At 64.4% G+C, this 24999-nt stretch carries 26 protein-coding genes, 1 tRNA gene and 1 pseudogene; 13 read left to right on the top strand and 15 right to left on the bottom strand.

The features are described 5' to 3' along the window. Nucleotides 1–73: 73 nt before the first annotated feature. The 3 genes from DIZ22_RS07575 to DIZ22_RS07585 all read left to right on the top strand — a co-directional run bounded on the left by DIZ22_RS07575 (nt 74) and on the right by DIZ22_RS07585 (nt 2778). Nucleotides 74–1126 carry an NAD(P)-dependent alcohol dehydrogenase gene (locus DIZ22_RS07575; RefSeq protein WP_048937912.1) on the top strand — a complete coding sequence of 351 codons (1053 nt, stop codon included), beginning with the start codon at nt 74–76 and terminating at the stop codon, nt 1124–1126. Nucleotides 1127–1268: 142 nt separating this feature from the next. Continuing rightward, complete coding sequence (locus DIZ22_RS07580) at nt 1269–2183, top strand: HAD family hydrolase (protein ID WP_122928079.1); 915 nt, start codon at nt 1269–1271, stop codon at nt 2181–2183. A gap of 70 nt (nt 2184–2253) precedes the next feature. Next, a complete protein-coding gene (locus DIZ22_RS07585; RefSeq protein ID WP_048937913.1) occupies nt 2254–2778 on the top strand; it encodes a GNAT family protein in 525 nt (174 codons plus the stop codon). A gap of 64 nt (nt 2779–2842) precedes the next feature. Here DIZ22_RS07585 and DIZ22_RS07590 read toward each other — a convergent pair whose 3' ends face one another. The 8 genes and pseudogenes from DIZ22_RS07590 to DIZ22_RS07625 all read right to left on the bottom strand — a co-directional run bounded on the left by DIZ22_RS07590 (nt 2843) and on the right by DIZ22_RS07625 (nt 9429). Continuing rightward, nucleotides 2843–3457 carry an ATP synthase subunit B gene (locus DIZ22_RS07590; protein ID WP_004207390.1) on the bottom strand — a complete coding sequence of 205 codons (615 nt, stop codon included), beginning with the start codon at nt 3455–3457 and terminating at the stop codon, nt 2843–2845. Continuing rightward, nucleotides 3450–3944: a hypothetical protein gene (locus DIZ22_RS07595; RefSeq protein ID WP_004207391.1), complete on the bottom strand. Its 495-nt coding sequence runs from the start codon at nt 3942–3944 to the stop codon at nt 3450–3452. The genes DIZ22_RS07590 and DIZ22_RS07595 overlap by 8 nt, the downstream gene beginning before the upstream one ends. Before the next feature lie 67 nt (nt 3945–4011). Continuing rightward, nucleotides 4012–4239, bottom strand: coding sequence for a F0F1 ATP synthase subunit C (locus tag DIZ22_RS07600; RefSeq protein WP_004207392.1), 228 nt, complete (start codon nt 4237–4239; stop codon nt 4012–4014). Nucleotides 4240–4291: 52 nt separating this feature from the next. Continuing rightward, complete coding sequence (locus DIZ22_RS07605; protein WP_017503282.1) at nt 4292–5077, bottom strand: F0F1 ATP synthase subunit A; 786 nt, start codon at nt 5075–5077, stop codon at nt 4292–4294. Nucleotides 5078–5123: 46 nt separating this feature from the next. Continuing rightward, nucleotides 5124–5447, bottom strand: a complete 324-nt coding sequence (locus DIZ22_RS07610) for an AtpZ/AtpI family protein (RefSeq protein ID WP_004207394.1) — start codon at nt 5445–5447, stop codon at nt 5124–5126. Between the two features lie 173 nt (nt 5448–5620). Continuing rightward, nucleotides 5621–6007: a YdbL family protein gene (locus DIZ22_RS07615; protein WP_010337715.1), complete on the bottom strand. Its 387-nt coding sequence runs from the start codon at nt 6005–6007 to the stop codon at nt 5621–5623. Further along, complete coding sequence (locus DIZ22_RS07620) at nt 6004–6192, bottom strand: YnbE family lipoprotein (protein ID WP_004207396.1); 189 nt, start codon at nt 6190–6192, stop codon at nt 6004–6006. The genes DIZ22_RS07615 and DIZ22_RS07620 overlap by 4 nt, the downstream gene beginning before the upstream one ends. Continuing rightward, nucleotides 6189–9429, bottom strand: a pseudogene (locus DIZ22_RS07625) (YdbH domain-containing protein). Before DIZ22_RS07625 ends, DIZ22_RS07620 begins: the two are co-directional and overlap by 4 nt. 152 nt (nt 9430–9581) lie before the next feature. On the opposite strand from DIZ22_RS07625, the gene radC reads away from it, so the two are divergent. After that, entirely contained in the window at nt 9582–10274 is a 693-nt protein-coding gene (radC, locus tag DIZ22_RS07630) for a DNA repair protein RadC (protein WP_048937915.1), read from the top strand. A 2-nt stretch (nt 10275–10276) separates the two neighbouring features. Here radC and DIZ22_RS07635 read toward each other — a convergent pair whose 3' ends face one another. The 3 genes from DIZ22_RS07635 to DIZ22_RS07645 all read right to left on the bottom strand — a co-directional run bounded on the left by DIZ22_RS07635 (nt 10277) and on the right by DIZ22_RS07645 (nt 12712). After that, nucleotides 10277–10657, bottom strand: a complete 381-nt coding sequence (locus DIZ22_RS07635) for a VOC family protein (protein WP_048937916.1) — start codon at nt 10655–10657, stop codon at nt 10277–10279. 97 nt (nt 10658–10754) lie between these two features. Continuing rightward, nucleotides 10755–12146 carry a DEAD/DEAH box helicase gene (locus DIZ22_RS07640; protein ID WP_048937917.1) on the bottom strand — a complete coding sequence of 464 codons (1392 nt, stop codon included), beginning with the start codon at nt 12144–12146 and terminating at the stop codon, nt 10755–10757. Between the two features lie 134 nt (nt 12147–12280). Beyond that, nucleotides 12281–12712 (bottom strand): hypothetical protein, encoded by a 432-nt coding sequence (locus tag DIZ22_RS07645; protein ID WP_004207401.1) that lies wholly within the window; start codon nt 12710–12712, stop codon nt 12281–12283. Nucleotides 12713–12789: 77 nt separating this feature from the next. On the opposite strand from DIZ22_RS07645, the gene DIZ22_RS07650 reads away from it, so the two are divergent. The 3 genes from DIZ22_RS07650 to DIZ22_RS07660 all read left to right on the top strand — a co-directional run bounded on the left by DIZ22_RS07650 (nt 12790) and on the right by DIZ22_RS07660 (nt 15529). Beyond that, nucleotides 12790–14244: an FAD-binding oxidoreductase gene (locus DIZ22_RS07650; RefSeq protein ID WP_048937918.1), complete on the top strand. Its 1455-nt coding sequence runs from the start codon at nt 12790–12792 to the stop codon at nt 14242–14244. Between the two features lie 116 nt (nt 14245–14360). Next, complete coding sequence (locus DIZ22_RS07655; protein ID WP_004207403.1) at nt 14361–15149, top strand: SapC family protein; 789 nt, start codon at nt 14361–14363, stop codon at nt 15147–15149. A gap of 305 nt (nt 15150–15454) precedes the next feature. Continuing rightward, nucleotides 15455–15529: transfer RNA gene (locus DIZ22_RS07660), tRNA-Glu, on the top strand. 72 nt (nt 15530–15601) lie between these two features. Here DIZ22_RS07660 and DIZ22_RS07665 read toward each other — a convergent pair. The 4 genes from DIZ22_RS07665 to DIZ22_RS07680 form a co-directional block, all read right to left on the bottom strand. Continuing rightward, the gene (locus tag DIZ22_RS07665; protein WP_048938651.1) at nt 15602–16072 is read right to left on the bottom strand and encodes a nuclear transport factor 2 family protein; all 471 of its coding nucleotides are present in this window, start codon (nt 16070–16072) and stop codon (nt 15602–15604) included. Then, entirely contained in the window at nt 16072–16701 is a 630-nt protein-coding gene (locus DIZ22_RS07670; protein ID WP_048938624.1) for a pyridoxamine 5'-phosphate oxidase family protein, read from the bottom strand. Before DIZ22_RS07670 ends, DIZ22_RS07665 begins: the two co-directional genes overlap by 1 nt. Nucleotides 16702–16762: 61 nt before the next feature. Beyond that, entirely contained in the window at nt 16763–17737 is a 975-nt protein-coding gene (locus tag DIZ22_RS07675) for an alpha/beta hydrolase (RefSeq protein ID WP_048938650.1), read from the bottom strand. A gap of 124 nt (nt 17738–17861) precedes the next feature. Further along, entirely contained in the window at nt 17862–18746 is an 885-nt protein-coding gene (locus tag DIZ22_RS07680; protein ID WP_234415585.1) for a LysR family transcriptional regulator, read from the bottom strand. 237 nt (nt 18747–18983) lie between these two features. Between DIZ22_RS07680 and DIZ22_RS07685 the strand changes: the two genes are divergently transcribed. The 6 genes from DIZ22_RS07685 (at nt 18984) to DIZ22_RS07710 (ending at nt 24830) form a co-directional block, all read left to right on the top strand. Next, nucleotides 18984–19994, top strand: coding sequence for a L,D-transpeptidase (locus DIZ22_RS07685; protein WP_080993650.1), 1011 nt, complete (start codon nt 18984–18986; stop codon nt 19992–19994). A 108-nt stretch (nt 19995–20102) separates the two neighbouring features. Further along, a complete protein-coding gene (locus tag DIZ22_RS07690) occupies nt 20103–20591 on the top strand; it encodes a nuclear transport factor 2 family protein (protein WP_017502601.1) in 489 nt (162 codons plus the stop codon). A gap of 140 nt (nt 20592–20731) precedes the next feature. Beyond that, complete coding sequence (locus DIZ22_RS07695; RefSeq protein WP_048938623.1) at nt 20732–21967, top strand: hypothetical protein; 1236 nt, start codon at nt 20732–20734, stop codon at nt 21965–21967. Beyond that, entirely contained in the window at nt 21960–23117 is a 1158-nt protein-coding gene (locus DIZ22_RS07700; RefSeq protein ID WP_048938622.1) for a glycosyltransferase family 4 protein, read from the top strand. The genes DIZ22_RS07695 and DIZ22_RS07700 overlap by 8 nt, the downstream gene beginning before the upstream one ends. Before the next feature lies 1 nt (nt 23118). After that, nucleotides 23119–24138: a sulfotransferase gene (locus tag DIZ22_RS07705; RefSeq protein ID WP_122928080.1), complete on the top strand. Its 1020-nt coding sequence runs from the start codon at nt 23119–23121 to the stop codon at nt 24136–24138. Next, entirely contained in the window at nt 24090–24830 is a 741-nt protein-coding gene (locus DIZ22_RS07710) for a response regulator transcription factor (protein ID WP_048938620.1), read from the top strand. The genes DIZ22_RS07705 and DIZ22_RS07710 overlap by 49 nt, the downstream gene beginning before the upstream one ends. Nucleotides 24831–24999 lie beyond the last annotated feature (169 nt).

The raw sequence follows: 24999 nt of genomic DNA on the forward strand, positions 1-24999 counted from the left end.
GCGCCCATCCAAGAATAGCAGCGGAGGGGCATATGCCCTGCACACCGCGAACCTCAAGCAAAGGGACATCCCCATGGCCACTAAAGCCTATGGCGCCAACGCCGCCGACAAGCCGCTCGAAGCCCTCGACATCGAACGCCGCGCCGTCGGTCCGCATGATGTCGCGATCGATATCGCCTATTGCGGCGTCTGCCATTCGGACCTGCACCAGGTCCGGTCCGAATGGGACGGTACCCTCTATCCCTGCGTTCCCGGCCATGAGATCGTCGGGCATGTGACGGCCGTTGGTGATCATGTCAGCGCATTCAAGGTCGGCGACACGGTCGGCGTCGGCTGCATGGTCGACAGCTGTCAGGGCTGCGCCTCCTGCGACGAAGGGCTGGAGCAATATTGCGAGAACGGCTTTGTCGGCACCTATAATGGCAAGACCGATGATGCGCCGGGCCACACGCTGGGCGGCTATTCGCAGAATATCGTGGTGAAGGACAAGTTCGTCCTGAAGATCAGCCACCCGGCCGATCAGCTCGCTGCCGTGGCGCCGCTGCTGTGCGCGGGCATCACCACCTATTCGCCGCTGCGCCACTGGAAGGTCGGCCCCGGCCAGAAGGTCGGCATCGTCGGCATTGGCGGCCTGGGCCATATGGGCATCAAGCTGGCCCATGCCATGGGCGCCAAGGTGGTCGCCTTCACCACCTCGGAATCCAAGCGCCAGGACGCGCTGGACCTGGGCGCGGACGAAGTCGTCGTCTCGCGCAATGCCGAGGAAATGCAGGCCCATGCCAACAGCTTCGACTTCATCCTGAACACGGTCGCGGCCAGCCATAGCCTCGACGCCTTCACCACCCTGCTGAAGCGCGACGGGACGATGACGCTGGTCGGGGTGCCCGAGCATGCTCACCCCTCGCCCAATGTCGGCGCGCTGATCTTCAAGCGGCGTTCGATCGCCGGCTCGCTGATCGGCGGTATCGCCGAGACCCAGGAAATGCTCGATTTCTGCGCCGAAAAGGGCATCACTGCCGATATCGAGATGATCCGCATCCAGGATATCGAAGACGCCTATGCCCGCATGCAGAAGAGCGACGTCAAATATCGTTTCGTGATCGACAACGCCACGCTGGCCGCCTGATCGCCAGGCAAAGGGGCGAATGGCCAGGCGCCATTCGCCCCGACTGCGGGCCATGCCCGCCCCTTTCCGGGGGAAACCCCGATTGCTCCCGCTTTGCCGTCGCGGTCCAATCACCGGACGTTCAAGCGCCGAGGAGCCAGCCATGTCCGATCCCCTATCGTCCTGGAATGACGGACCTGCCAAGGCCGCAATCCTGGATTTCGTCGCCCGCGTGACAGGCTCGGGACCGGAGCATATCCCCGCCCCGCAGCGCATCGCCACCTTCGACAATGACGGCACGCTCTGGGCGGAACAGCCACTTCAGACCCAGTTCCTGTTCGGCCGCATGCTGCGCGCAAAGCTGATCGAACAGGAACCGGAACTCGCGCAGCAACAGCCTTTCAAGGCCTATGTCGAGCAGGACATGCCGGCCATGAAGGCGCTGGGGAAGCTAGGGCTGCTGGAGGTTGCCGCCCGTGAACATGCGGGTGCGACCGAAGAGGAATTTGACAGGATCGCACGCGACTGGCTCGCCACCGCACATCATCCCCTGCTCGACCGGCCCTTCACCCGGTGCGTCTATCGCCCGCAGATCGAATTGCTGGATTTCCTGCGCGCCCATGATTTCAAGACCTATATCGTCTCGGGCGGCGGGCTCGACCTGATGCGCGCCTTCGCCGAAGACGTCTATGGCATTCCGCCCGAACAGGTGATCGGCTCCAGCCTTCGCACCCGGTTCGAAATCGACGGTGATGGCGTCGCGCAACTTGTCAAGCTGCCCGAACTCCACTGTTTCGACGACCGCGAGGCGAAGGCGCAGAATATCGCCCTTCATATCGGCCGTCGCCCGATCCTGGCCTTCGGCAATTCGGACGGCGACCTCGCCATGCTCCGCTATGTGAAGACCGGATCAGGGCCACGGCTGGCGCTGCTGCTGCATCATGACGATGCCGCTCGGGAATTTGCCTATGATCGGGATTTCTTCCTGAGCCCCCTGGCCGAGGCGCTGGACAAGGCCCCGGATTATGGCCTGACCCTGGTCAGCATGAAGCAGGACTGGAACAGCATCTTCGTCTGATCCGCCGACCGCGCCACCTTGGAACAACCGGCCGTGGCACTCCGCACGCTGGCGCGCCTATGACCGCCTTATGGTCCATCTCCTTCCCTTCACCCCCGATCATTTCTCCACCCTGTCGGGCTGGTTTGGCAGCGACGCGGATGTCGTTCAGTGGGGTGGGCCTTTTGTCCATTTCCCGCTGTCCGGTGAGCAGATGACGGCAATGCTGGATGAAGGACGCAGCGATCCGCCCGCGCGCTTGTGCTGGATGGCCCAGGACGACGGTCAGCTTGTCGGCCATGTCCAGATCGCCTTCGACTGGCGCAACGGCAATGCCACGCTGGGCCGGGTCGCGATCGCGCCCGATGCGCGAGGCCGGGGTCTGGCGGTGCCGATGCTGCGCCTTGCGCTCGCCAGCGCCTTTGCCTTCGACGCCGTCGAGCGGCTGGAGCTCAATGTCTATGCCTGGAACCGGCCCGCCATCCGCAGCTATGAACGGCTCGGCTTCGTGACCGAAGGCGTCCGCCTGTCCTCCGTTCGGGTTGGCGATGCGCGATGGGATACCGCGATCATGCGAATGCTGCGATCCGAATGGACGCACAGCACGCCAGCCTGAACCCAAACAAAAAGGGCCGGCGCCTTTCGGTGCCGACCCTTTTGCTAATTCTGCCTGTTTTCGATCAGGCGACCGGGCCGAGACCCTTGATCGCATCATCGACCAGCGCCTTGTCCGCCTTGGCATCATGGCCTTCGGCAATCAGGGCGGCTGCAGCGCCGGTAGCGGCCTTCACCGCCTTGGCACGAATGTCTGCGAGAGCGCTGCGCTCAGCCGCACCGATCTTGTCTTCCGCCATCTTCTGGCGACGGGCGACCAGATCGGCAGCCTGCACCTTGGCATCGGACAGAAGCGTTTCGGCTTCATGCTCGGCCGACTTGCGCATGGCGTCGGCTTCACCAGCCGCAGCGGCCAGCTTGGCTTCATATTCGCCCTTGAGCGCTTCGGCTTCGGCACGAAGCTTCGATGCTTCGGCCAGCTGTTCCTTGATCTGGGCGATCCGGCCATCCAGCACACCGCCGATCAGGCTGGGCACCTTCTTGATCAGCAGGATGACGATGAACACCGCCATCGCCAGGCTGACCCAGGCGGTCGCGTCCATGCCGACCGCCTTGGGATCGGTATGCGGCGCGACGCCTTCATGCGCCACGGTGCCAACCGGCTCCATGCCTTCGGCGTGGATTGCCTGATTGAGGTGCGGGGCCTGCGCCTCGCTATGCTCTACTGCTGCCTCAGCCATGAGCCAGTGCCGCCTTTACTGCGTTGCGGGCCGCTTCGTCCGACGCTTCCACGCCGGAAATCCGGACGACCATGTCGCGCGCCGCATCGGCGGCGACGGTTTCAATCTGTGCCATGGCGGCATCCGTGGCGGTCTTGATCCGGGCTTCGGCAGCGCCGATCTTGTCCTGGATCTCCGCATCGGCGGCGGCCAGCTTCGCTTCTGAAGCCTTGGCGGCATCCGCCTTCGCCTTGGCCAGCGTCGCCTGGGCGGCGGTGCGGCTTTCGGCATCACGGACGCGATAGTCCGCTTCCGCTTCGTCGGCGCGGGCGAAGGCTGCCTTGGCAGCATCGAGATCACCCGAAATCTTCGCGTCGCGCGCGTCGGCCGTCGCCTGCACCTTGGGCACCATGCCGCGGCCGATGACGAAGAAGACGAAGCCGAACGTCAGCAGCAGCCAGAAGATCTGGGAAGCATAGGTATCGGCGATTTGCGCGATTTGAGGCATTTTTATCCGTCCGAAAAGGGGGCGGTCGTCAAGGGGCAGGCAGCCAGGCTGCCCGCCCCGTCGATCTTTAGGCCACGAAGACCAGGATCATGGCGATAACGAACGCCAGCAGACCCAGAAGTTCGGCGGCGGCGAAGCCGATGAACAGGCGACCCTGCTGGCCGTCAGCGGCACCCGGATTGCGCAGCGCGCCTTCGAGGAACGAGCTGAAGACGTTGCCCACACCGAGGGCGGCAATGCCCGCACCGATCGCGGCCAGGCCAGCACCGAGCAGCTTTGCGGCTTCTGCGTCCATGTTCTAAACTCCTTTTTCTTAACCAATTAAACGTTGAAGAATGTACGAAAACTCAGTGCAGGTTTTCGGCGTCGTTGATGTAGACCGAGGTCAGCAGCGCAAACACATAGGCCTGGATCACGGCGACCAGCACTTCGAGCGCGCTGATACCGACCATCAGCACGAAGCTGGCGGCACCGACGGTCAGACCGAAACCGGGGCCAGCATTCGAGCTGTTGATGACGAAGCCGGCCAGCACCTTGAGCAGCACGTGTCCGGCGGTCATCGCCACGAACAGTCGCAGGCCCAGGCTGAACGGACGCACCATGAACGAGATCAGCTCGATCGGGAAAATGACCGGGATCATCGGCAGGGGCGTGCCGTGCGGCACGAACAGGGAGAAGAAGTGCAGCCCATGCTTCCAGAAGCCAACGATCAGCACGATCGAGAAGCTCATGATCGCCAACACGCCGGTGGCGGTGAAATGGCTGGTGAAGGTGAAGGGGTGGACCCCGACCAGACCCAGCGGCAACAGACCCAGAAGGTTGGCCATCAGGATGAACATGAAGAGCGAGAAGACATAGGGAATGTACTTCTTGCCGCCTTCACCCACGTTCGAGATCAGCAGGTTCTTGATGAAGCCGGTGAAATATTCGACCGCCATCTGCCAACGACCGGGCACCAGTTCGCGCTTCATGCCGCCGATCACGAAGATCCACAGCACCACCGCAGCGGCGACCATATAGAGCGCGCTGTTGGTGAAGGCGATGTTGAAGCCGCCGATGGACAGGTGATCGGTACCGAACAGCGGTTCGATCGCAAACTGATGCATCGGATCGATTTTGCCGGATTCTGCCACTTGGACCCCTGTACCGTCTAATATTCGGACTAAGACAAAAGCGCCCCTATTGATCGGAACGCTTCGTCGTCGTCAATCTGATGATGTTCCTGAACGCCGCCACGATCCCGAGACCGAGGAAGACAAGCAGGAGCCATGGGGATGTGCCGAGCAGCCGGTCGAGAACCCAGCCGATCAACGCACCACCGACAAGACCACCGATCAGCTCTGCGAGAACCCTGTTGCCCAGACGCGAACCATCGTCCGCCTGCTGCACCTTCGTCCCCTGTCTGACCTGCTCGGCATGTTCCGCCTGCGCAATTCTCGCTTCCAGTGAAGCGATCCGCGCATCTTCCCCCGCCGGGTCCTGCCCGGATTCACCCGCAACCATTGCCAATCCTTCCATCAGGCTGAAACCCAATGGCAGGCGGCATGGCGCTTGCGGCTGCACCCGTCAAGGCGCGGCCCGTTTAGAAAGGGGATGACGGATAGTCAACTATACTTGGGCAGGAGATTATCCTGCCCAGACGAACTGGCGGTCAAAGTCCGCCAGCCACGCGCATTTTACTGGCCTGCGGTGGCGCAATAGGCCGGCAAAGAGATCGCCCCGGCGCCCTTGGTCTGCCAGGCACCACCGCCGACGCGATAGACCTGCCCCGGCTTCACCCGGCTGCTGAGCGTCTGGCAACCGGTTGCGGCCGCCACATCCTGCACCGTCACGCCGCGCTTGCCGGCCAGATCGGTATAGACGGCGCGACGCTTGATGTTGATCGATTCGACCTCGGCCCGCACATCCGCGCCCACCGTGCCGGCGATACCCAGATAGCCATCGGCCTGCTCGCCCACCGTGCCGGCAGCGATCGCGGCGGCCGCACCACCCTGGGCCTGCGCGGTGCCGGCCAGAACCAGGCCGCCCAGCACAGCGGCGGCCAGCATGAACTTGCGTGTCATTGCGGGAACAACTCCGGGTTATTGTTGATCAGATCCTTGGCGTCCTTCTCCAGACGGACGACGACCTCCTGCTGGACCTTCACGTTCAGATTGATCTCGATCGGCTTGTCCGGGGCCTTGACCTGGATGCATCCTCCAAGGGCCGAAGCTGCCAGACCGGCCATCATGATTGCTGCTATCTTCATTTCGGCTCCGTATTTGACACAGTCTCGCTTGCCGCAGGCTGAACCGCAAGACCAGATTGCAGATCGGCCGCGCTTTGTGCGCGCATCTTCTGCTGGGCATCCTCGCCAATCTGGTCGCGGATCACCTGCGACGGGTCGACATAGGATTGGGCGGATTTCATCAGGCCGCGGAAGGGCGCGGAAATCCGCACGTTGAAGATGAAGGGCAGGCCGACGAAGCTTTTCGCTATCCCCTGCGGCGCACCGCCCAATTGACCTCGGTTGACGCCGTTGAACACCACATTGGTGACCATCTCGCCATCCAGCGCGCCATCCATCAGGATGGTGAGGCATTTATATTGCAGATCCTTCAGCGCATCGAAGGCGACCTTGCCCATAACTCCGACTTGCTCGTTCGACACCGGCCCCACATAGGACAGCACGCCTGACTGGCGCGTTGGGTCGCAGGGGATGCTAGGCAGCACGCCCTCGGGCATGATCAGCGGTGCCATGCCCTGCTGCCGCGCGACCAGCACGCCGCCGGCAACCCGCCCGCCCTGCGCATTGAAGATCAGCGGCATGATGCCGTCGAACGTGCCGGTCGCCGACACATTTTTCAGGTCCATCGCCTGGATGAAGGCACCAGCGTCGAGGCCGATGACCCGGAAGGTCAGATAGCGATCGACATCGGCACCAAAGTCCATGGTCGTGGACAGAAGCACCAGTTCACCGCCCGAAAAGGGGAAACCACCGCCCTCGATATGCAACTTCTGGCCGGCACCCAAGCGATAGCGCACCGTGCCATTGCGCGCCTCGACGCCCGGATTGACCAGCGCGATTCGCGCCTCCTGCCCGGTCGGCGTCACCATATTGAGCAAGTCGGAAAAATGGATCTCGCCCGACAGCCCCTCGACCGGGCCGAATGCCGCCGCCAGATCCAGCCGTTCGGTCCGGAAGACGCCATCGCTGCTGACATCGGACCCGGTCCAGCGGATATGCCCCTCGCCAGTCACGCGGCCGGCGACATTGGCGATCACGCCGAGCGTCAACGGCGTCAGTTCCTCCGGCTGCAATCCCGGCCCGAAGCCCAGGTCCGGCACGGTCAGGTCGGCATGCCCCTTCCCGCTGCCCAGGTCGTGCGCAATATCGGCGCGCGCCACCGTGGCACCCTTGCCCGGCACCTGCAGCGTGCCGGTCGCGGTGATTCGGCCATCCTTCATCGCCAGGGCAAAGTCAGGCACGAACAGCGGGTTGAAGCGGACCGAAGGCTGCGCATCGCGCACCTGCATCGCCGCCTTGAGCGACAGCGCCCCCTTAGCAAAGGCCCAGTCGCCCGCCCCCTGCTCGACAATCAGCGGCACGGTGCCGATCCGTCCACCCGCGCCCTTGATGTCGCCGGCAAAGCCTTCCTTCGTCGCCGCACCGGTGACGCTCGTCGCAGACAGGCGCACCGGCGCATCCTCCGGGCCGATGGCAAAGTCTGCATTGCCCAGGGTGAAGCCGGTCTGGCCCAATATCAGCCGGGCATTGTCCGCCTTTAGGCCCATCGGGCTGTCGCCGCTTCGCCCGTTCAGCGCGACATTGCGAAGCTCCGCACCGCCCTTCATGCCGCCCGGCCCCATGGCGAAAAGCGCCGAATTGGGTAGTGGGCAGAGCGTCTGCCGGGTCTGCCCCAGCGCGAAGCTGCCATAGCGCGCTTCCAGCAAGGTCAGTGGCGCGCAATGTTCGTTGATCGCGATCGCGCCATTAGACGCCAGCCGGCCATCGATCGGCAGGCCAAGACCGCGAACAGCCCCATCGGGCAGCGGCCCATCCAGCCGCAACGCGGTCGTGAAGCGCGTGTCGCCCTTCGGCCCGGCAACGAATCGGACAGGCTCGAACGCCAGCCGGGCGCCGTCGGCCGTATAGGGATCGATGAATAGCTGCCCGCCAAAACCGCCGCCGGCGCGGCGGGCCAGTCGGAGCGCCGCCTTGGGCAAGCCGCCGCCCTGCGACGTGATCGCGCCGTCCAGCGCCCAATCGATCGCCGCGCCGCCCTTGCCCGGCCAGGCCAGCGTCACCCGGCCGTCCCGCGCCACAGCCACCTGCGCGCCGCTGCGCGCTGCAAATTCGGTATCGGTCAGCACCAGACTGCCTGCATCGCCCTTCTGCGCCAGCGCCACCCGCGCCCGCAGCAGATTATCCGCGCCGGCCCGCCGTGCCGCATCCGCCAATCGCAGGGCCAGCGGCGCCACCGGCGTGCCGGCCGTCGACGTGCGCAAAGCCGCCAGCGGATCGCGCCCGGCCATCCGCCCGTTCCGCGCGGTCAGATCGCCGCTGAAGGTCGCATCACCGCCGCGCAGCGTCCAGTCACCGGCCAGTTCGGTTGGCCCCGCCAGCACCCCGGCACCGGAAAAGGCGCGTGCGCCGATCCGCGCACGCCCGGCCATGGCCTTGGCCGTACCGTCGAACTCGATCCGACCGACCGGGGCCGCCAGCAGCATGCCCTGCGCCTTGAGCGCCTCGCCCGCCAGCTTGGCCGATCCGTTCCAGCGGTCGAGCCTCTGGCCCAGCCACAGATCGATGTCGGCCGTCGGCGCAGCCATCGCCATGTCCGCGCAGGCGAGCGCATCGCCCTTGATCGGCCCGCGCAGATGCGGCCGGCCGTCCACCATCGCCACGTCCAGCCAGGCGCTCGCCTTGGCCACGCCACAGCCGGCCATCCGTGCCCTGGGCATGGCGGCGGCCAGCTTGCCGCGGAAACCCGATTTCAGATTGCCATTGCCATCGATCTGCAGGCCGACTGCCCCCGCGTCGGTATCCAGCCGCAACCGCGCGTCGCGCAGATGAAGCAGCAGGTCAGGCATGGCAAAGGGCGCAGTCGAATCGGGATCGCGAAACTTGTCCAGTTCGCCCAGCGTCAGCACGCCCGTCGCGATAGGCGCCGCGCATCCGCACGCCACCGGCGCGAACCGCTGCCACCTGCGGCGTCACGCCGGAAAAGGCGATGTCGACCTCCACCCAACGAGCGGTCAGGTCCGGCCGCGCCGGATCGCCCAGCACGACATTCTCGATCCGCTGGGTGCGCAGGCCCACCTGCGTCAGGTCATAATTGGCCTGGACCCCGCGCCGGTTCAGTTCGCGGTTGACGAAATTCTCGGCGATCGGCGCGCGCTGCGTCCACAGCGCGACCAGCACCAGGCCGAGCGAACCCGTCCCGACACCCAGCCAGCGCAGCCAGCCCCGGCGAATTTCGGCTTCGCCGTTCTCGTCTTCCATCTGCCTGGCCAACCCCGACTTTCGCTCGCACTTCAGGTCCGTAACGCATCCATAACGTCCGACCCATTGGAAATATCCACCCCAGAAATAGCCTTGCCCACGAAATCCGCAAAGCCTAGCCTTCATTCGCCGGGGAATGGGGGATCGCCAGCATGACCGAAAAGGACGAACGCGCGAGCCAGGATGGTGCCGGTCATCGCGCCCGCCTGCGCCAGCGCCTGGCCGAAGGCGGCGACGGGCTGCTCGACCATGAACTGATCGAATATCTGCTCGCCCTTGCCATCCCCCGCCGCGACACCAAGCCGCTGGCTCGGCTGCTGCTGCGCGAATTTGGCGGGATCGGCGGATTGATGGCGGCCGACTGGCAGGCGATCGCACGGGTGCCCGGCATGGGCGATACCAGCGTCGCCGCGATCAAGATCGTCCAGGCCACCGCACTGCGAATGCTGCGCAACGATGTGGCGGAACGACCGGTGCTGGGCAGTTGGCAGGCACTGCTCGACTATCTGCGCGCGGACATGGCCTATCTCCATGTCGAACGCGTGCGGGTGCTGCATCTCAACAGCCGCAACATGCTGATCCGCGACGAGAATATGGGTGACGGATCGATCGACCAGGCGGCCATATATACGCGCGAGGTTATCAAGCGGGCCATGGAACTGGGATCAGCAGCCCTGATCCTGGTGCACAATCATCCATCGGGCGATCCATCCCCCAGCAAGCAGGATATCGAGATCACCCGCCAGATTGTCGAGGCCGGCAAGCGGCTGGGGATCAGCGTCCACGACCATATCATCATCGGTGCGCAGGGGCATAGCAGCCTGCGCGCGCAGGGACTATTATAGCGTCAGGCGCCCTCGATCAGTTCGGACGGCCAGCCGATGCGCACCAGCAGTCCATCCGGACCGTTGATCCCGACCTCATACAGCCCCCATTCGCGATGGCGCAAAATGCCGCCTGGCCGGATGACCAGATCATCGACCAGCGCCGCGATCGCCGCCACATCGGGCGTGCGCAGATAGACGCCAAAGGGATTATGCGCCGGCACATCCCAGGGCGGCGCGCCCGCCTGGGTCAGATGCACCTCGCACCCCCATCCCTCCATGATATGATAATGGTGATCGCCGCCGATCCGCACGAAGCCCAGCCTTTCCCAGAAGGCCAGGGCAATGGCGACGTCATTGCTGGGCACGATCGCAAAAGCGCCAACACCTGGAATTGCCGTCATGGCCAATCTCTCCCCTTGCCCCGTCCCGATCACATAACAAAAAGGCCCCCGCCATGCCTGCGCGTGACGGGGGCCTTTTCAATCTAAGTGGCGCCGTTCAGCCGCCAAAACCGAAATTCAGGAATTCGGGCACCGGACCGTTCCAGCCATCGTCCGGACCATCATCGGGTTCCTGACGGCGGCTATGCGGCGCTGGGCGTGCAGCCGGCGCATCGCGGCGGTCGTCACGACGATCATCCCGCTTGTCGTTGCGCCGGTCATCCTTGCGCTCGGGCTTGCGACGCGCGTCGCGGCCGCCGGGCCGCTCATTGTGGCGCTCCTCGCGATCGGCCTTGCGCGGCTCTTCCTTCGCGCGCGGCGCAGGCGCAGCCGCGACCGGCGTTTCGACATAGTCGATCTTGGTGCCGATCAGCTTCTGGATATTGTCGATCGCCTCGGCATCCTCGGCCGCGACGAAGGTATAGGCAACGCCCTTGGCCCCCGCGCGACCGGTACGGCCGATGCGGTGGACATAGTCATCGGGATGCCAGGGCGCGTCGAAATTGAAGACGTGGCTGACGCCCTTGATGTCGAGGCCGCGGGCCGCGACGTCCGACGCCACCAGGATGTTCACGCTGCCATCGCGGAACCGCTCCAGTTCGGCGATACGCGATGCCTGGTCGATATCACCATGAATCTCGCCCGACTTGAAGCCGTGACGCTGCAGGCTCTTGTTCAGTTCGCGCACCGTGGTCTTGCGGTTGCAGAAGATCACCGCGCTCTGCACCTCTTCTGCTTCCAGCATCGCGCGCAGCGCTTCACGCTTCTTGCGCGAATCAACCTTCACCAGCCGCTGGGTGATGTTGGTCGATGCCGTTGCCGGGCGCGCCACCTCGATCGACTTGGGATTGTCCAGGAAACGATCGGCCAGCTTCTTGATGACCGGCGGCATGGTGGCAGAGAAGAGAAGTGTCTGGCGCTGCGCCGGCAGCTTGGTGCAGATTTCCTCGATATCCGGGATGAAGCCCATGTCGAGCATGCGGTCGGCTTCGTCGATCACCAGCATGTTGCAGCCGTTGAGCAGGATCTTGCCGCGCTGGAACAGGTCCATCAGGCGGCCCGGCGTCGCGATCAGGACGTCGACGCCCTTTTCCAGCGCCTTGATCTGGTCGCCCATCTGCACGCCGCCAATCAGCAGCGCCATGGAGAGCTTGTGATATTTGCCGTACTTCTCGAAATTCTCGGCCACCTGGGCGGCGAGTTCGCGGGTCGGCTCCAGGATCAGACTGCGTGGCATCAGCGCACGGGCGCGGCCATGCGCCAGGATGTCGATCATCGGCAGCACGAAGCTGGCGGTCTTGCCCGTGCCCGTCTGCGCGATGCCGATGATGTCCTTCATCATCAGCACCGGCGGGATCGCCTGCGCCTGGATCGGCGTGGGCGTGTCGTAACCCGCCTCGGTTACGGCCTTGAGCAATTCGTCGGAGAGGCCGAGATCGGCAAAAGTCATTCAAATGTCCGGGACAGGAGGTTGGCCGTCCTGCGCGTCCGCACGACGGAAATCGCGCGCGACTTGCGAAAATATCGCCATCTTGTCAAGGAAATCGCGCAATATGCTGGCCAAACCAGCCGTTTTTCTGCCGATCAATCCTCGGCGTCCGCTTCCACAAGCCGCCTGAAGCTGTCGATCCCGCAACTCGCGCCACTGCGGGCCTGCAACTCGTCCCGCCCCGAACAGAGCGATCCATCCTCGTCCGGCTCGACATAGAAGCCCGAATAGAAGCTGGCGGAATCACATCCCCGCTCCAGCCGCGCGCGGTAGCGATGCTTGTCCGCCAGGATCAGGTCGACCCCGTTGGACACCACGATGCTGGCCCCGCGAATCGATCGCAGCGCCACACAGCGCGGCCCCTTCTTCTCTTCCCAGCGCTCGTCACTCTTGGGCACGACTCGCGTCGGCGCCCGCCCCTTGGCCATCGGAACACGAATGATCACGCGCTGCTCAATCGTCAGTTGCGCCCATTGCACCGGGTCGGCAGCAGGCGCTGCAAGCAGCATCAGGATGGTATGAACCAAGCGGAACCCCTTTTGGGAGTGGCAAGCTATCGGCCAACGGTTGAACCGTCGATGAATTCCGGGGCATAGCATGTCCCATGACAGAACAAGCCATAATCGCACAGGATGCCATCGATCGCTTCGTCGCCCTGCTCGGCCCCAAGGGCGTCATTACCGATGCCGACGATATCGCCCCCTGGGTCAGCGACTGGCGCGGCCGCTATCATGGAAAGGCCCGCGCGATCCTGTCCCCTGCCTCGACGCGCGAAGTGGCCGACTGCGTGGCGCTGGCAGCGGAACTTGGCATCGCCCTCGTCCCCCAGGGCGGCAACACGTCGATGGTCGGCGGCGCGACACCGCCGGCCGACGGATCGGCGCTGATCCTGTCGCTGCGCCGCATGAACCAGATCCGCAACCTGTCGGCCGACGACAATCTGGCGGTGTGCGAGGCCGGGGTCATCCTTTCCAACCTGCACGACGCCGCCGAAGCGGCCGGCCGTCGCTTTCCGCTCAGCCTGGGCGCCAAGGGATCAGCCACGATCGGCGGCCTCGTCTCGACCAATGCCGGCGGCACCCAGGTGCTGCGCCACGGCACGATGCGCGCGCTGGTCGAGGGGATCGAGGCTGTGCTGCCTGATGGCAGCATCTTCGACGGGCTGGACGCGCTCAAGAAGGATAATCGCGGCTATGACATCAAGCAGTTGCTGATTGGCGCGGAAGGCACGCTGGGCGTCATCACCGCGGCCGCCCTGCGGCTGGTGCCCGCCATCGCCGCCCGCGCGGTTGGCTGGGTCGGCGTGCAGACACCCGCCGATGCCCTCGCCCTGCTGCGCCTGGTCGAAGGCGAACTGGGTGACAGCGTCGAGGGGTTCGAGGTGATTGCCGACGATGGCCTTGGCCATGTCCTGTCCCATATTCCCGGCACGCGCTGCCCGATCGAGACCCGCACGCCCTGGCATGTGCTGATCGAGGTCGACCATGGCGACATGCGCGAGCCCGGCCCGACCGAGCGGCTGGAAGGCGCGCTCGGCCTGGCGCTGGAACGCGGCATCGCGATCGACGCCGCCATTGCCGCCAGCGAATCCCAGGCAGAGGCCTTCTGGCGCATCCGCGAATCCCTGTCGGAATCCGAAAAGGCGCAGGGGCCCGCGCTGCAATATGACATCAGCGTGCCGGTGCCGCGCATGCCGGCCTTCATGCTGGAGGCTGCCGCCGCCGCCGAAGCAGCCTTCCCCGGCACGACCGCCTCTTCCTTCGGTCATCTGGGCGATGGCAATGTCCATTTCCATGTCCGCGCGCCCAGGGGCACCAGCGACGGTCCGGCCTGGATCGCGGCGCAGGGCCAGGCGATCAACGCCTTCGTCCATGACGCGGTGGTCGCCGCGGGCGGTTCCATCTCGGCCGAGCATGGCATTGGCCAGATGAAGCGCGCCGAACTCGGACGCCTCGCCAGCCCGGCCCGCATCCATGCCCTGCGCGCGATAAAGACAGCCTTCGATCCGGGCGGCATCATGAACCCCGACAAGCTCATCCCTCGCCCCGACGAGGGTTGAGCGCAGCATATCCACAAAGCGATTGCCTAGCGGGATAGCTCCGATTATCCCGTCACACCCATATTCGGATCAGCGACGCAAGCCTTGCGCGCTTTCTAACAGGACGGAACAACATCATGGCCAGCGCGCCCGCGAACAGCCTTCCCATCTTCTACAACGACCTGATCCCACTCAGCACCGTCGATCATGCCGATTATCGCACCCAGCCGGTCGATGCCGCTCCGTTCCTGGTAACCCAGCACGCCGTGCCGCTGACCATCGACGAATTCGTCTCGGCCCAGCGTTTCGTGCCCATCATCTTCTCGGCGGGCCAGGATTCGGTGCCGCTCGCGCTGATGGGCCTCAACGAAGGCGTGAACGTCTTCGTCGATGACGAAGGCAAGCTGCGCGGCCCGGCCTATATCCCGGCCTATGTCCGCCGTTACCCCTGGATGCTGGCCAAGCTGCGTCCCGACAGCGACGAACTCTCGCTCTGCTTTGATCCGACCAGCAAGGCGATCGGCACCGAAGGCGACGGCCCGGTCCTGTTCGAAAATGGCCAGCCGACCGACGTGACCAAGGGCATCCTGAAGTTCTGCGAGGATTTCGAGCAGGCCGCCGCCCGCACCGGCCAGTTCATGAAGGATCTGGCCGAGATGGACCTGCTGATGGACGGCGAAGTCGCGATCCAGACCCCGAACAACGAACAGCCCTTCGTCTATCGCGGCTTCCGCATGGTGAACGAGGAAAAGCTGCGCGACCTGCGCGGTGACCAGCTGCGCAAGATCAACCAGAACGGCCTGCTGCCGCTGATTCACGCCCATCTCTTCTCGCTGCAGCTGATGCGCGAGATCTTTGAAGGCCAGGTCAGCCAGGGCAAGGGCCCGATCGCTGTACCGGCCGCACCGGTGCCAGCAGACGCCTAAAGTCCGATTAACTCCGTTAATCGCAAATATATCGGGACAGGGCGGGGCTTGCTCTTGAAAGCAGCCGCGCCCTGCCCTATTTCTATTGCATGCGATGCGCCTGCCCCCCTTTCGGGCGCGTCGTATAGGGCGCCTCCCCCTTGGAGGCGTCTCCTCCCTGAACCTGGCCACCCCGTGCATCGCATGGGGTGGTTTTTTATGGGCTGCAGTCAGCGTAGGTCGCCGGAAATTTTCGCTGCTTTCGCTTGACGCCATCGCCAGCCCTGCCTAAAGGCACGCCCCTGCCTGTCGCCCATGCGACATACGGCCCCTTCGTCTAGCGGTTAGGACGCGGCCCTCTCACGGCTGAAACACGGGTTCGATTCCCGTAGGGGTCACCAGATTCGATCATATCTGACGAACAACAGATATGCCGACGCACTGGCGATCGCATTTCTCTGCGGGCAGCCGCCCTACATCCCTAGCTCGCTCAACCCCGGATGATCGTCAGGCCGGCGCCCCTGCGTCCAGTGGAATTTCCGGTCGGCCGCGCTGATCGGTGCATCATTGATGCAGGCGAACCGCCGCTGCATCAGGCCGCTCGCGTCAAACTCCCAATTCTCGTTGCCATAGGAACGGAACCAGTTGCCGCTGTCGTCATGCCATTCATAGGCGAAGCGCACCGCGATGCGGTTGTCGGCAAAGGCCCATAATTCCTTGATCAGCCGATAATCCAGTTCGCGCTGCCATTTGCGCGTCAGGAAGGCGATGATCGCGGAGCGGCCATTGACGAACTCCGCCCGGTTCCGCCACTGGCTGAGCGGCGTATAGGCCATGGCCACCCTGGCCGGATCGCGGCTGTTCCAACCATCCTCGGCCAGGCGCACCTTCTGTGTCGCGCTCTCCAGGGTGAAGGGTGGCAGCGGCGGTCTCACATTGTCCATCATGCGTCTCCCATCTTTGCAAGGCGATTCTGCAACGCCCTATTTTCAGCTTCCAGTTGCGCCAGCCGCTCATGCAGCGGCCGGACCGCCTGTTCGATCTCGCGCTCGGTGAAGCGCGGCGTGATATGCTGCGGGCAATTCCAGTCGAACGCCTCCAGCCGCAGCCGGAAGATACGTTCTGCCCGCGCCTTGTAATCCTTGTCCATGACGAGGTCGGTGAGCGCCGGATCGGCATCGAGCGCCAGCTTCTCGACATGGACATAGATTTTCAGCCGGGCGCGGCGGGGATAGTCCATCAGGATCAGGCAAGCCCGGTCGTTTGCGGCCAGGTTGCCGGTGCTGATATATTGGCGGTTGCCGCGATAGTCGGCAAAGGCCAGCGTCCGGTCGTCGATCAGCTTGAGGAAGCCGGCCGGGCCACCGCGATGCTGGACATAGGGCCAGCCATCCTCCGACACGGTGGCCATGTAGAAACTGTCGCGGGCCGCCAGGAAATGGGCTTCATTGTCGGTGAAGCGGTCAAAAGCGCGATTGCCGCTGAACGCCGCCCAATGGGCGTCCGCGCCCATCTCCGCCTGCGCCGCGCGGACGCTCGGCGTCGTGGCGATATCCAGAAAACCGTAGGACATGGTCCGTCTCCCATCATCCGTCCGTTGCGGGGCCATGCATCACCATGGCCCCGCCGGGGGTTCAGCGCGCCGCGACCTTGCGATCGAGGAAGTCGCGGATCAGCGGCGCCATTTCATCCAGCTTGTCTTCCAGGGCGAAATGGCCGGTATCGAGAATATGCATCTCCGCGTCGGGCAGGTCACGCTTGTAGGGATGCGCGCCGGGTTCGGGGAAGATCTTGTCGTTCTTGCCCCAGACAATCAGCGTAGGCGGCTTGCGTTCGCGGAAGAAGGCCTGGAATGCCGGGTAGAGCGGCACATTGGTGCGATAATCGTAGAACAGGTCGAGCTGGATATCCTTGTTGCCCGGCCGGTCGAGCAAGGCCTGGTCCTGCACCCAATTGTCGGGGCTGATCCGCGACAGGTCGCGCACGCCATCGGTATATTGGAACTTGGTGGCGTCGAGGCCGACGAGCCAGGCCTGCGCCTCGCGATCCTTGGCCGATCCGCTCTGCCAATAGGTCCTGATCGGATCCCAGAAGGCGCCCAGCCCTTCCTCATAGGCATTGCCATTCTGGACGATGAGGCCGCTGACCCGCTCGGGATTCTTGAGGGCGAGGCGGTAGCCGACCGGGGCGCCATAATCCATGACATACATGGCGTAGCGCCGGGCGCCGATCTTGCCCATCAGCGTGTCGACCATGTCGGCATAATGGGCGAAGCTGTAGGTGAACTGGCGATGGTCGGGCGCGTCGCTCTGGCCAAAGCCCGGATAGTCCGGCGCGATCACATGATAGCGGTCGGCGAGGAGCGGGATCAGGTTGCGGAACATGTGCGACGATGTCGGGAAGCCGTGGAGCAGCAGCACCACCGGGCCGTCGGCGGGGCCGGCTTCGCGATAGAACATCTTGACGCCATCGATCGTGGCGCTGCGATAATGGACCGTGGCGGCCGCGGCCTGCGTGGCGACGGCGCTCGCGGGCGCGGCGATCGCCTCGGCCGAGGCAGCGATGCCGGCGGTCGCCAGCAGCATCGAAATGACCAGTTTCTTCATCATGTCCACCACCCTGTTGGGGTCGCTGAGCAAGGGCTTCAGCTTCTGGAGACAGAGATAATCCTTGTCGTCATTCCTGATAATTTGGGAAAGCTGGAAGTCATTATTCCTTATGATGGAATAATGGTCATGTCTGCTGGAACAGAGGATTGGCCCGCAGCCGATCGACCGCCAGATCGACGAAGCTGCGCACCTTGGCCGCCGCCCGCCGCCCTTCGGCGTGGATGACATGGATCGGCAGCGGCTTTTCCATCTGCTCGTCCAGAACCGTGACCAGCCGCCCGGCCGCCAGTGCCGGCTCGACCTGATAGGACAGCACGCGGGTCAGCCCCCAGCCCTGCTCGGCAGCGGCGATCGCCGCTTCATTGGTATTGCAGAAAAGTTGGGGGTGGACGGTGACGCTGCTCCGGCCCTCCGGCCCGAAATGCCATTCGGGGGAGGCCCATGCCTCGGTCGGGCCGATGATGCGATGATGGACAAGGTCGGCCGGGGTCCGGGGCATGACATGCTGCTCGAAATAAGCCGGCGCGCCACAGATGACCCGCCGCACCGTCCCGACCCGAATGGCGCTGAGGCCCGAATCCGGCAGATGCCCGATCCGGATGGCGACATCGATGCCTTCCTCGACGATATTGACCAGCCGGTCGACGAACAGGCTGCGCCCGGTCACCGCCGGAAAGCGATCCAGATAGTCGAGCAGGATCGGCAGCACATACATCTGGCCGAAGATTACCGATCCCGTGACGATCAGCGTGCCGGTGGGATTGCCATGGGCGCCCGCCGCCGCCGCGTCCGCATCCGCCATGTCGGCCAATATCCGCCGGCAATCGTCCAGATAGCCGCGTCCTGCCTCGGTCAACTTCACCGATCGCGTGGTCCGCGTTAGAAGGCGCACGCCGATCTCATCCTCCAGCGCGGAAATCGCCCGCGTGACCGCCGGCGGGCTCAGATGCAATTGCCGCGCGGCTTCGGCAAAACCGCCTGTTTCCGCCACGCGAACGAATATCTTCATGGCTTGCCAACGGTCCAAAGCATTCCCCTCGATCATCGCTGCGGCCGAAAAGGATGCGCAGAACCCCATGCGCCGGTCAATCAGCAGGACTGACGCACAAGGTCCGTTTCGGGCGCAACAGAAACGATTATCTCATGGACCTCCCCCCCCTTCATCATGACGCCTCAGGGTCGCCCCCGATGGAAATGCACAAGGATCACGGATATCACCGCGCAACGATAACCAGGGGGACATGACGTGCCGATCGACTACCGCAATATGGTTCGCCACGGTCGCCTGTTTTGCGCCTTGCTGCTGCTCCCCTATCCCGCTCTCGCCCAGGGCGATCGCGCCACATCCCCTCCCGAATTTGCTCGCCGTGCCGACAATCTGAAGCCGGGCCAATGGGTCTGGGCGCCACAGGTATCGCCGACCGGGCCGCTGCTCGTCTATGTCGATCTCTCGCGCCAGATCGCGACCGTCTATCGCAATGGCGTGCGCATCGCCGTGTCCACCATCTCCTCGGGCAAGGAAGGCCATGCAACGCCCACCGGCGTCTTCACCATCCTGCAGAAGGACAAGGACCATCGGTCCAGCACCTATAATAACGCGCCCATGCCTTATCAGCAGCGCCTGACCTGGGACGGCGTCGCGCTCCATGCCGGCGGCCTGCCGGGCTATCCCGAAAGCCATGGCTGCATCCACCTGCCCTATAAATTCTCGCAGGAACTCTTCGCCATCACCAGCCTGGGTGCGACCGTGGTGGTTCAGGGCAATGCTGCCACCCATATGCGCACCAGCCAGGCGAGCCTCTTGTCACCGATCAACGACAAGGGCGAGCAGGTCGAATATCGCCCGCTCAAGGGCGAGGAATATCGCTGGCAACCCGAACTGGCGACCAGCGGCCCGCTGACCATCATCGTCTCGAAGAAGGAGCAGCGGATCGTCGTGCTGCGCAACGGCACGGAAATCGGCCGCAGCGTCGCCGAGATCAAGGAGGGCGATCCCGGCTCCCATGTCATCACCCTCACCATGGGGAAGGATGGGAAGACCCACTGGCTCTATGTCGGCCTGCCGGGCCATGAAAATGATGTCGAGAATGTCGTGGACGAAGCGGTGCTGAACCGGGTGCGCCTGCCGCGCGGCTTCTACGACAAGATCCGCAGCCAGTTGAAGCCGGGCACCACCATCCTAGTCACCGACTCCAGCGTCGGCGCCTCGACCGGCGAGAAACTCACGATCATGGACGCGGTCGCGCCCCAGCCCTGACCACCCATCAAGCATCGCCACGGCGGAGCCCTCTATGCTTGCGGGCACCCATCCCCATGCGCACAAGCTGTCGGAAAGAGCAGCATGCCACAGGAAAGGATGAGGATAATGCCCCGCTTCACCGCCGAAACCGCCATTGCCGCGCTGGAGATCGAGCAACTGGTGATCGACTGGGGCTATGATCTCGACCTCAACGGCGGCATGAACGTCGCGCCGCTCTGCACCGACGATTGCCATTATCTGGTCGGCGGCACGCTGCATCAGGGCCATGGCCCCATCACCGCCTTCTACACCGCCCGCAACGAGCGCGTCGCCACCCAGCAAAAGGATGGCGTCCGCACCCAGCGGCACACCATCACCAACATGCGCATTCAATTCCCGGCCGCCGACCATGGCAGCGCGCAGTTCATGCTGGTCAATTATTCGGGTGAGGGCAAGGCGCCGATCCTGAACCTGGTCGGCCCGACCATCGTCGCCGATTGCCGCATGGAATTCCGCCGGGATGCGGACGGCGAATGGCGCATCTCGCTGTTCGACAGCACGCCGATGTTCATCGGCAATGATCCGTTCCTCAACGCCGCCGTCGTCCGGAAATAGGGCAGTTCGCCGCCGGGCAGGGCTGACATGGAAATGCCGAACCCGGCGCACAATGTTACAGACATCGCCGCAATCTGAAATCGCCGGGCAAAATCACACGCAGACACTTCGCCTGACCAGCGTCAGACGCGGAGTGCAGCGTGATACAACAGCCGATCAATTTCCCGGCCCGGACCGAAAAGGCAGACAGGAAGACGCAGTCGATCTGCTTCTTCTTCAACGCGCAGATCCATCATCTTCTGCACGCCATGCCGCTGGCACTGGAATTGTCGCATGATCCGCGCTTTCGCGTCGATATCATCGCGGCCGGCGCCGATCATATTGCGCTGGCCCGCGACCTGGCGGCCCGTCATGGCGGCGGCCGGCTGAACTTCATCCATCTCGACAATATCTGGCTGCGCAGCCTGTCCCATCTGTCGGGCCATGCCAGCCCGCCCAAGCTCGCCACCCTGCTCGCTGCACGCCGCCGTCTCGCCCGCTATGACGCGATCGTCGTGCCCGAACGCACCTCGCTGCTGCTGCGCCGTCTCGGGCTGGCGGACAGCCGCTTCATCCACACCTGTCATGGCGCAGGCGACCGCGCGGTCGGCTATGATCCGCGCATCGCGCTGTTCGACTTCGTCCTGCTGGCGGGCGAGAAGCAGCGCCGCCGGATGCTGGCACAGGGCCTGATCCGCGAGGATCATTACGCCATTGCCGGCTATGGCAAGTTCGACCTGACCCAGGGTCAGCGCCCGGCCAGCCCCTTTACCGACAGTCGCCCGATCATCCTCTACAACCCGCATTTCTCGCCGCGCCTCTCCTCCTGGCAGGCGATGGGCATGGATGTGCTGCGCCAGTTCGCGGCCGATGATCGCTTTAATCTGATCGTCGCGCCCCATGTCCGCCTGTTCGACAATCGCCGCAAGCGCGCTGCGGCTGAGCGCATGCTGGCTGAATTTGCCGCCCTGCCGCATATCCATGTCGACCTCGGCAGCCGGGCAAGCGTCGACATGAGCTATGTCCAGCTTGCCGCCGCCTATATCGGCGACGTGTCGAGCCAGATCTACGAATTCATCGCCACGCCGCGCCCCTGCCTGTTCCTCAACGGCCATCGCGCACAGTGGCGCGAGGATCCCAACTATGCCCATTGGCATTATGGCCCAGTCCATGAATCCGCCGATCGCATCCCGGACAAGGTCGCCGCCGCCATAGCCGCCCACGGCATGTATGACGCCGCCCAACGACGCGGCCTGTCCGATACCTTCACCAGCGGCGGCGCGCCCGCCTCGGCGCGCGCGGCAAGGGCGGTCGCGGATTATCTGACGCGCGGCGCACCAGCAGCGAGACCCGTTCCGACACCCTATCCGCTGCGGGAGGCGCTGCGCCATGGCTGATGCCGATCGCCGCCTCTGGCTCGTCGCCCGCGTCCATGCGCCTGATGAAGGCGGGGTCCAGACCTATGTGGCCGAAACCGCCCGCGCCTATGCCGCGCTGGGCTGGCGCGTCACCCTGTTCGCCAAATCCTCGGCTGGCCCGCGCCGGGTCAGCAGCGACGGCGTCGAACTGATCGATGTCGGCCCGGCCTCGCGCCTGCGGGTCTATGGCCGGCTGTTCCGCGCCATGGCCGGCGCCTGGCTGCGCGGCGAGCGCCCACAAGCGATCCATGCCTGCACCTGGCGTGCGGCCCTGCCTGCCCTCGCCTTTCCCCGCCCCCTCATCGTGACGATCCATGGCCGGGAAGTCGGTCGCCCGGCCGGCGGCGCCTTCGCCCTGCTGCGGCTGGTGCTGCGCCGCGCCCGGCGCATCGTCGCGGTCAGCGCCGTCACCCGCGACCTGCTGGTGCAGCGCCTGCCCGATCTCGCCGCGCGCACCATCGTCGCCTGGAACGGGGTGCGCATGCCGGCCGACCGCCCCACCACCGAGTTCCAAAATGGCGACGCGCCGGCTCAGATACTGACCGTCTGCCGCCTCGTCGCGCGCAAGAATATTCCGGCCGCGATCGACGCCGCAGCCGCCTGCCTGCGCGAGGAGGCCTCACTGCGCTACACCATCGTCGGCCGCGGGGTGGACGGCATCCGCATCCAACAGACCGTGCGCCGCCACCAGTTGGAGGATCATGTCCGCCTGGCCGGCTATGTCTCCGACGCGGAACTGGCCGAGCAATATCGCGATGCTGACATCTTCCTCCACCCCCAGATCGCGCTGGAGGATGGCGCCGAGGTGGAAGGCTTCGGCCTCAGCGTCGCCGATGCCATGGCACAGGGGCTGGCCTGCATCGTCGGCGCGGATGGCGGCCCGGCCGAACTGGTCCGCGACGGCGTCACCGGCCTGGTCGTCGACGGCAATTCCCCCAGCGCATTGCGCGCGGCGCTCGCGCTGCTGGCGCGCGATCCCGCGCTCTGCCGCCGGCTGGGCGATCAGGCGCGGATCTGGGCCGCGAACAACCTGTCGTGGGAACGGCATTGCCGCCTGATCCTGCATGAACTGCCGCCCCGTCGGCCCGCCCCGTCTCGCAGCACGCCCGCACTGACCGAAGGAGGATAGGATGCGCAACTACAGGGGCCCCATCGTCCATATCGGCTATCACAAGACCGGCACCACCTGGTTCCAGGATATTTTCTATCCCGCCGTCCGCAATCGTCGCTACCTGCCCCGCGCTGTCGCGCGGGCCGCCTTTCTGGAAGCCGGCGCGCTGCATTTCGAGCCTGACCATGCCCGCCACAGACTGGGCCAGGACCGCGACGACATCATCCTGTGCGAGGAAAATCTGAGCGGCGGGCTGCATAATGGCGGGCTGGCCGGCAATCTTTCCAAGGATGTCGCCGGCCGCATCCACGATACGCTGCCCGGCGCGCAGATCGTCATCTTCGTGCGCGATCCCTGCTCGGCCATCGCGTCCGCCTATCTCCAATATGTGAAGGGCGGCGGCACTTTCGGCATCCATCGCTACCTGTTCGGCCGCGACCGGCTCGGCCCGGTGGCGCCGGAGCGGGACGAGGCGCCCGGCTTCCGCCGCGAGCATTTCGACTATGCCCGGCTGATCGCTCATTATGACCGGCTGTTCGGCGCGGACAATGTCCATGTCTTCCGCTATGAGGATTTTCGCGCCGATCCACGCGGTTTCGCCGCCACCTATGCCGCCCGTTTCGGGCTGGATATCACCCTCGACCGGCTGGACTGGGGCACACGCAACCCCTCCCCCGGCCGGCTGCTGCTCTGGGCCTTTCGCGCAGCCAATCTCTTCACCCGGCGCGCCGTCGCGGACAAGGACTGCCTGCTCCATCTGCCCGGCTGGTATGGGTTCAGCCGCAAGCTGCTCCGCCGCGCCAATGCCTCGGGCCGCTTCGGTCGCCCGCTGCGCATGCGCGACATATTGGACGAAGGCGCCATCGCCCATTTCAACGACTATTACCGGCATGGCGAGGCTGCCATTGCCGACCGACTGGAACAACAGACATGCCGCGACGCGAAATCACGCGACGGGATGGCCGCAACGGCGCCGTCCTATGCTCGATCATGCAGAACAGCCACATCCTCCTTGCCGACGATGACGCAGCACTGCTGACGTCGCTGTCGGACTATTTCGGCCGCTATGGCTTCGACGTCGACACCGCCGCCAATCTCGCCGACATGCGCCGCCTTTCGGAAGTGGGTCATTATGACCTGTTGATCGCCGAACCGATGATGCCGGGTCAGCATACAGCCGGCCTGCTGCGCGAATTCGCGTTCGAGCGGCGCATTCCGGTCATCATCCACAGCCGCGCCAGCAGCGACATTGATCGCATCCTGGGCCTGGAAATGGGCGCGGAAGATTATCTGACAAAGCCCTGCAACGCCCGCGAACTGCTCGCCCGCGCCAATGCGGCCCTGCGCGCCCGTCGCCGCCAGGCCGATGCCGGCACCATGGCTACGGCACCGCGCGACAATAGCTGGGTCGCCTTCCAGGGCTGGCGCTTCGACCTTACCACCCGCCAGTTGTTCGATCCGAGCGGCGGCACCATCTCGCTGTCGGAGGGCGAATATCAGTTGCTGCGCGTCTTCGTGGCCAATGCGCGCCAGGTGCTCAACCGCCACCAGTTGCTCGATCAGGTCTATGGCGCGTCGAGCGACCATTATGACCGCGCCATCGATGTCCAGCTGTGCCGTCTGCGTCGCAAATTGTCGGCTGGCGGCCTCAAGGGACAGACGATCCGCACCGTGCGCAACGAAGGCTATATCTTCGTCCACCCCGTCACGGCTGGCAACGCCGCCAACTAATCATAATAAAAATCAGATCCATTACCCCGCATATGAAAATATGCGGGGATTTTTTCGTCACAAATCAAATATAATTACAACATTTCATAAATCATGAAATTCCGTGAAACATACGCAACATTTCACAACATAATAAAAAATATCGTCATATCTGTTTTTTATTGGCAAC

The organism is Sphingobium sp. LF-16, from assembly GCF_003711185.1.
GTDB classification, from domain to species: domain Bacteria; phylum Pseudomonadota; class Alphaproteobacteria; order Sphingomonadales; family Sphingomonadaceae; genus Sphingobium; species Sphingobium yanoikuyae_A.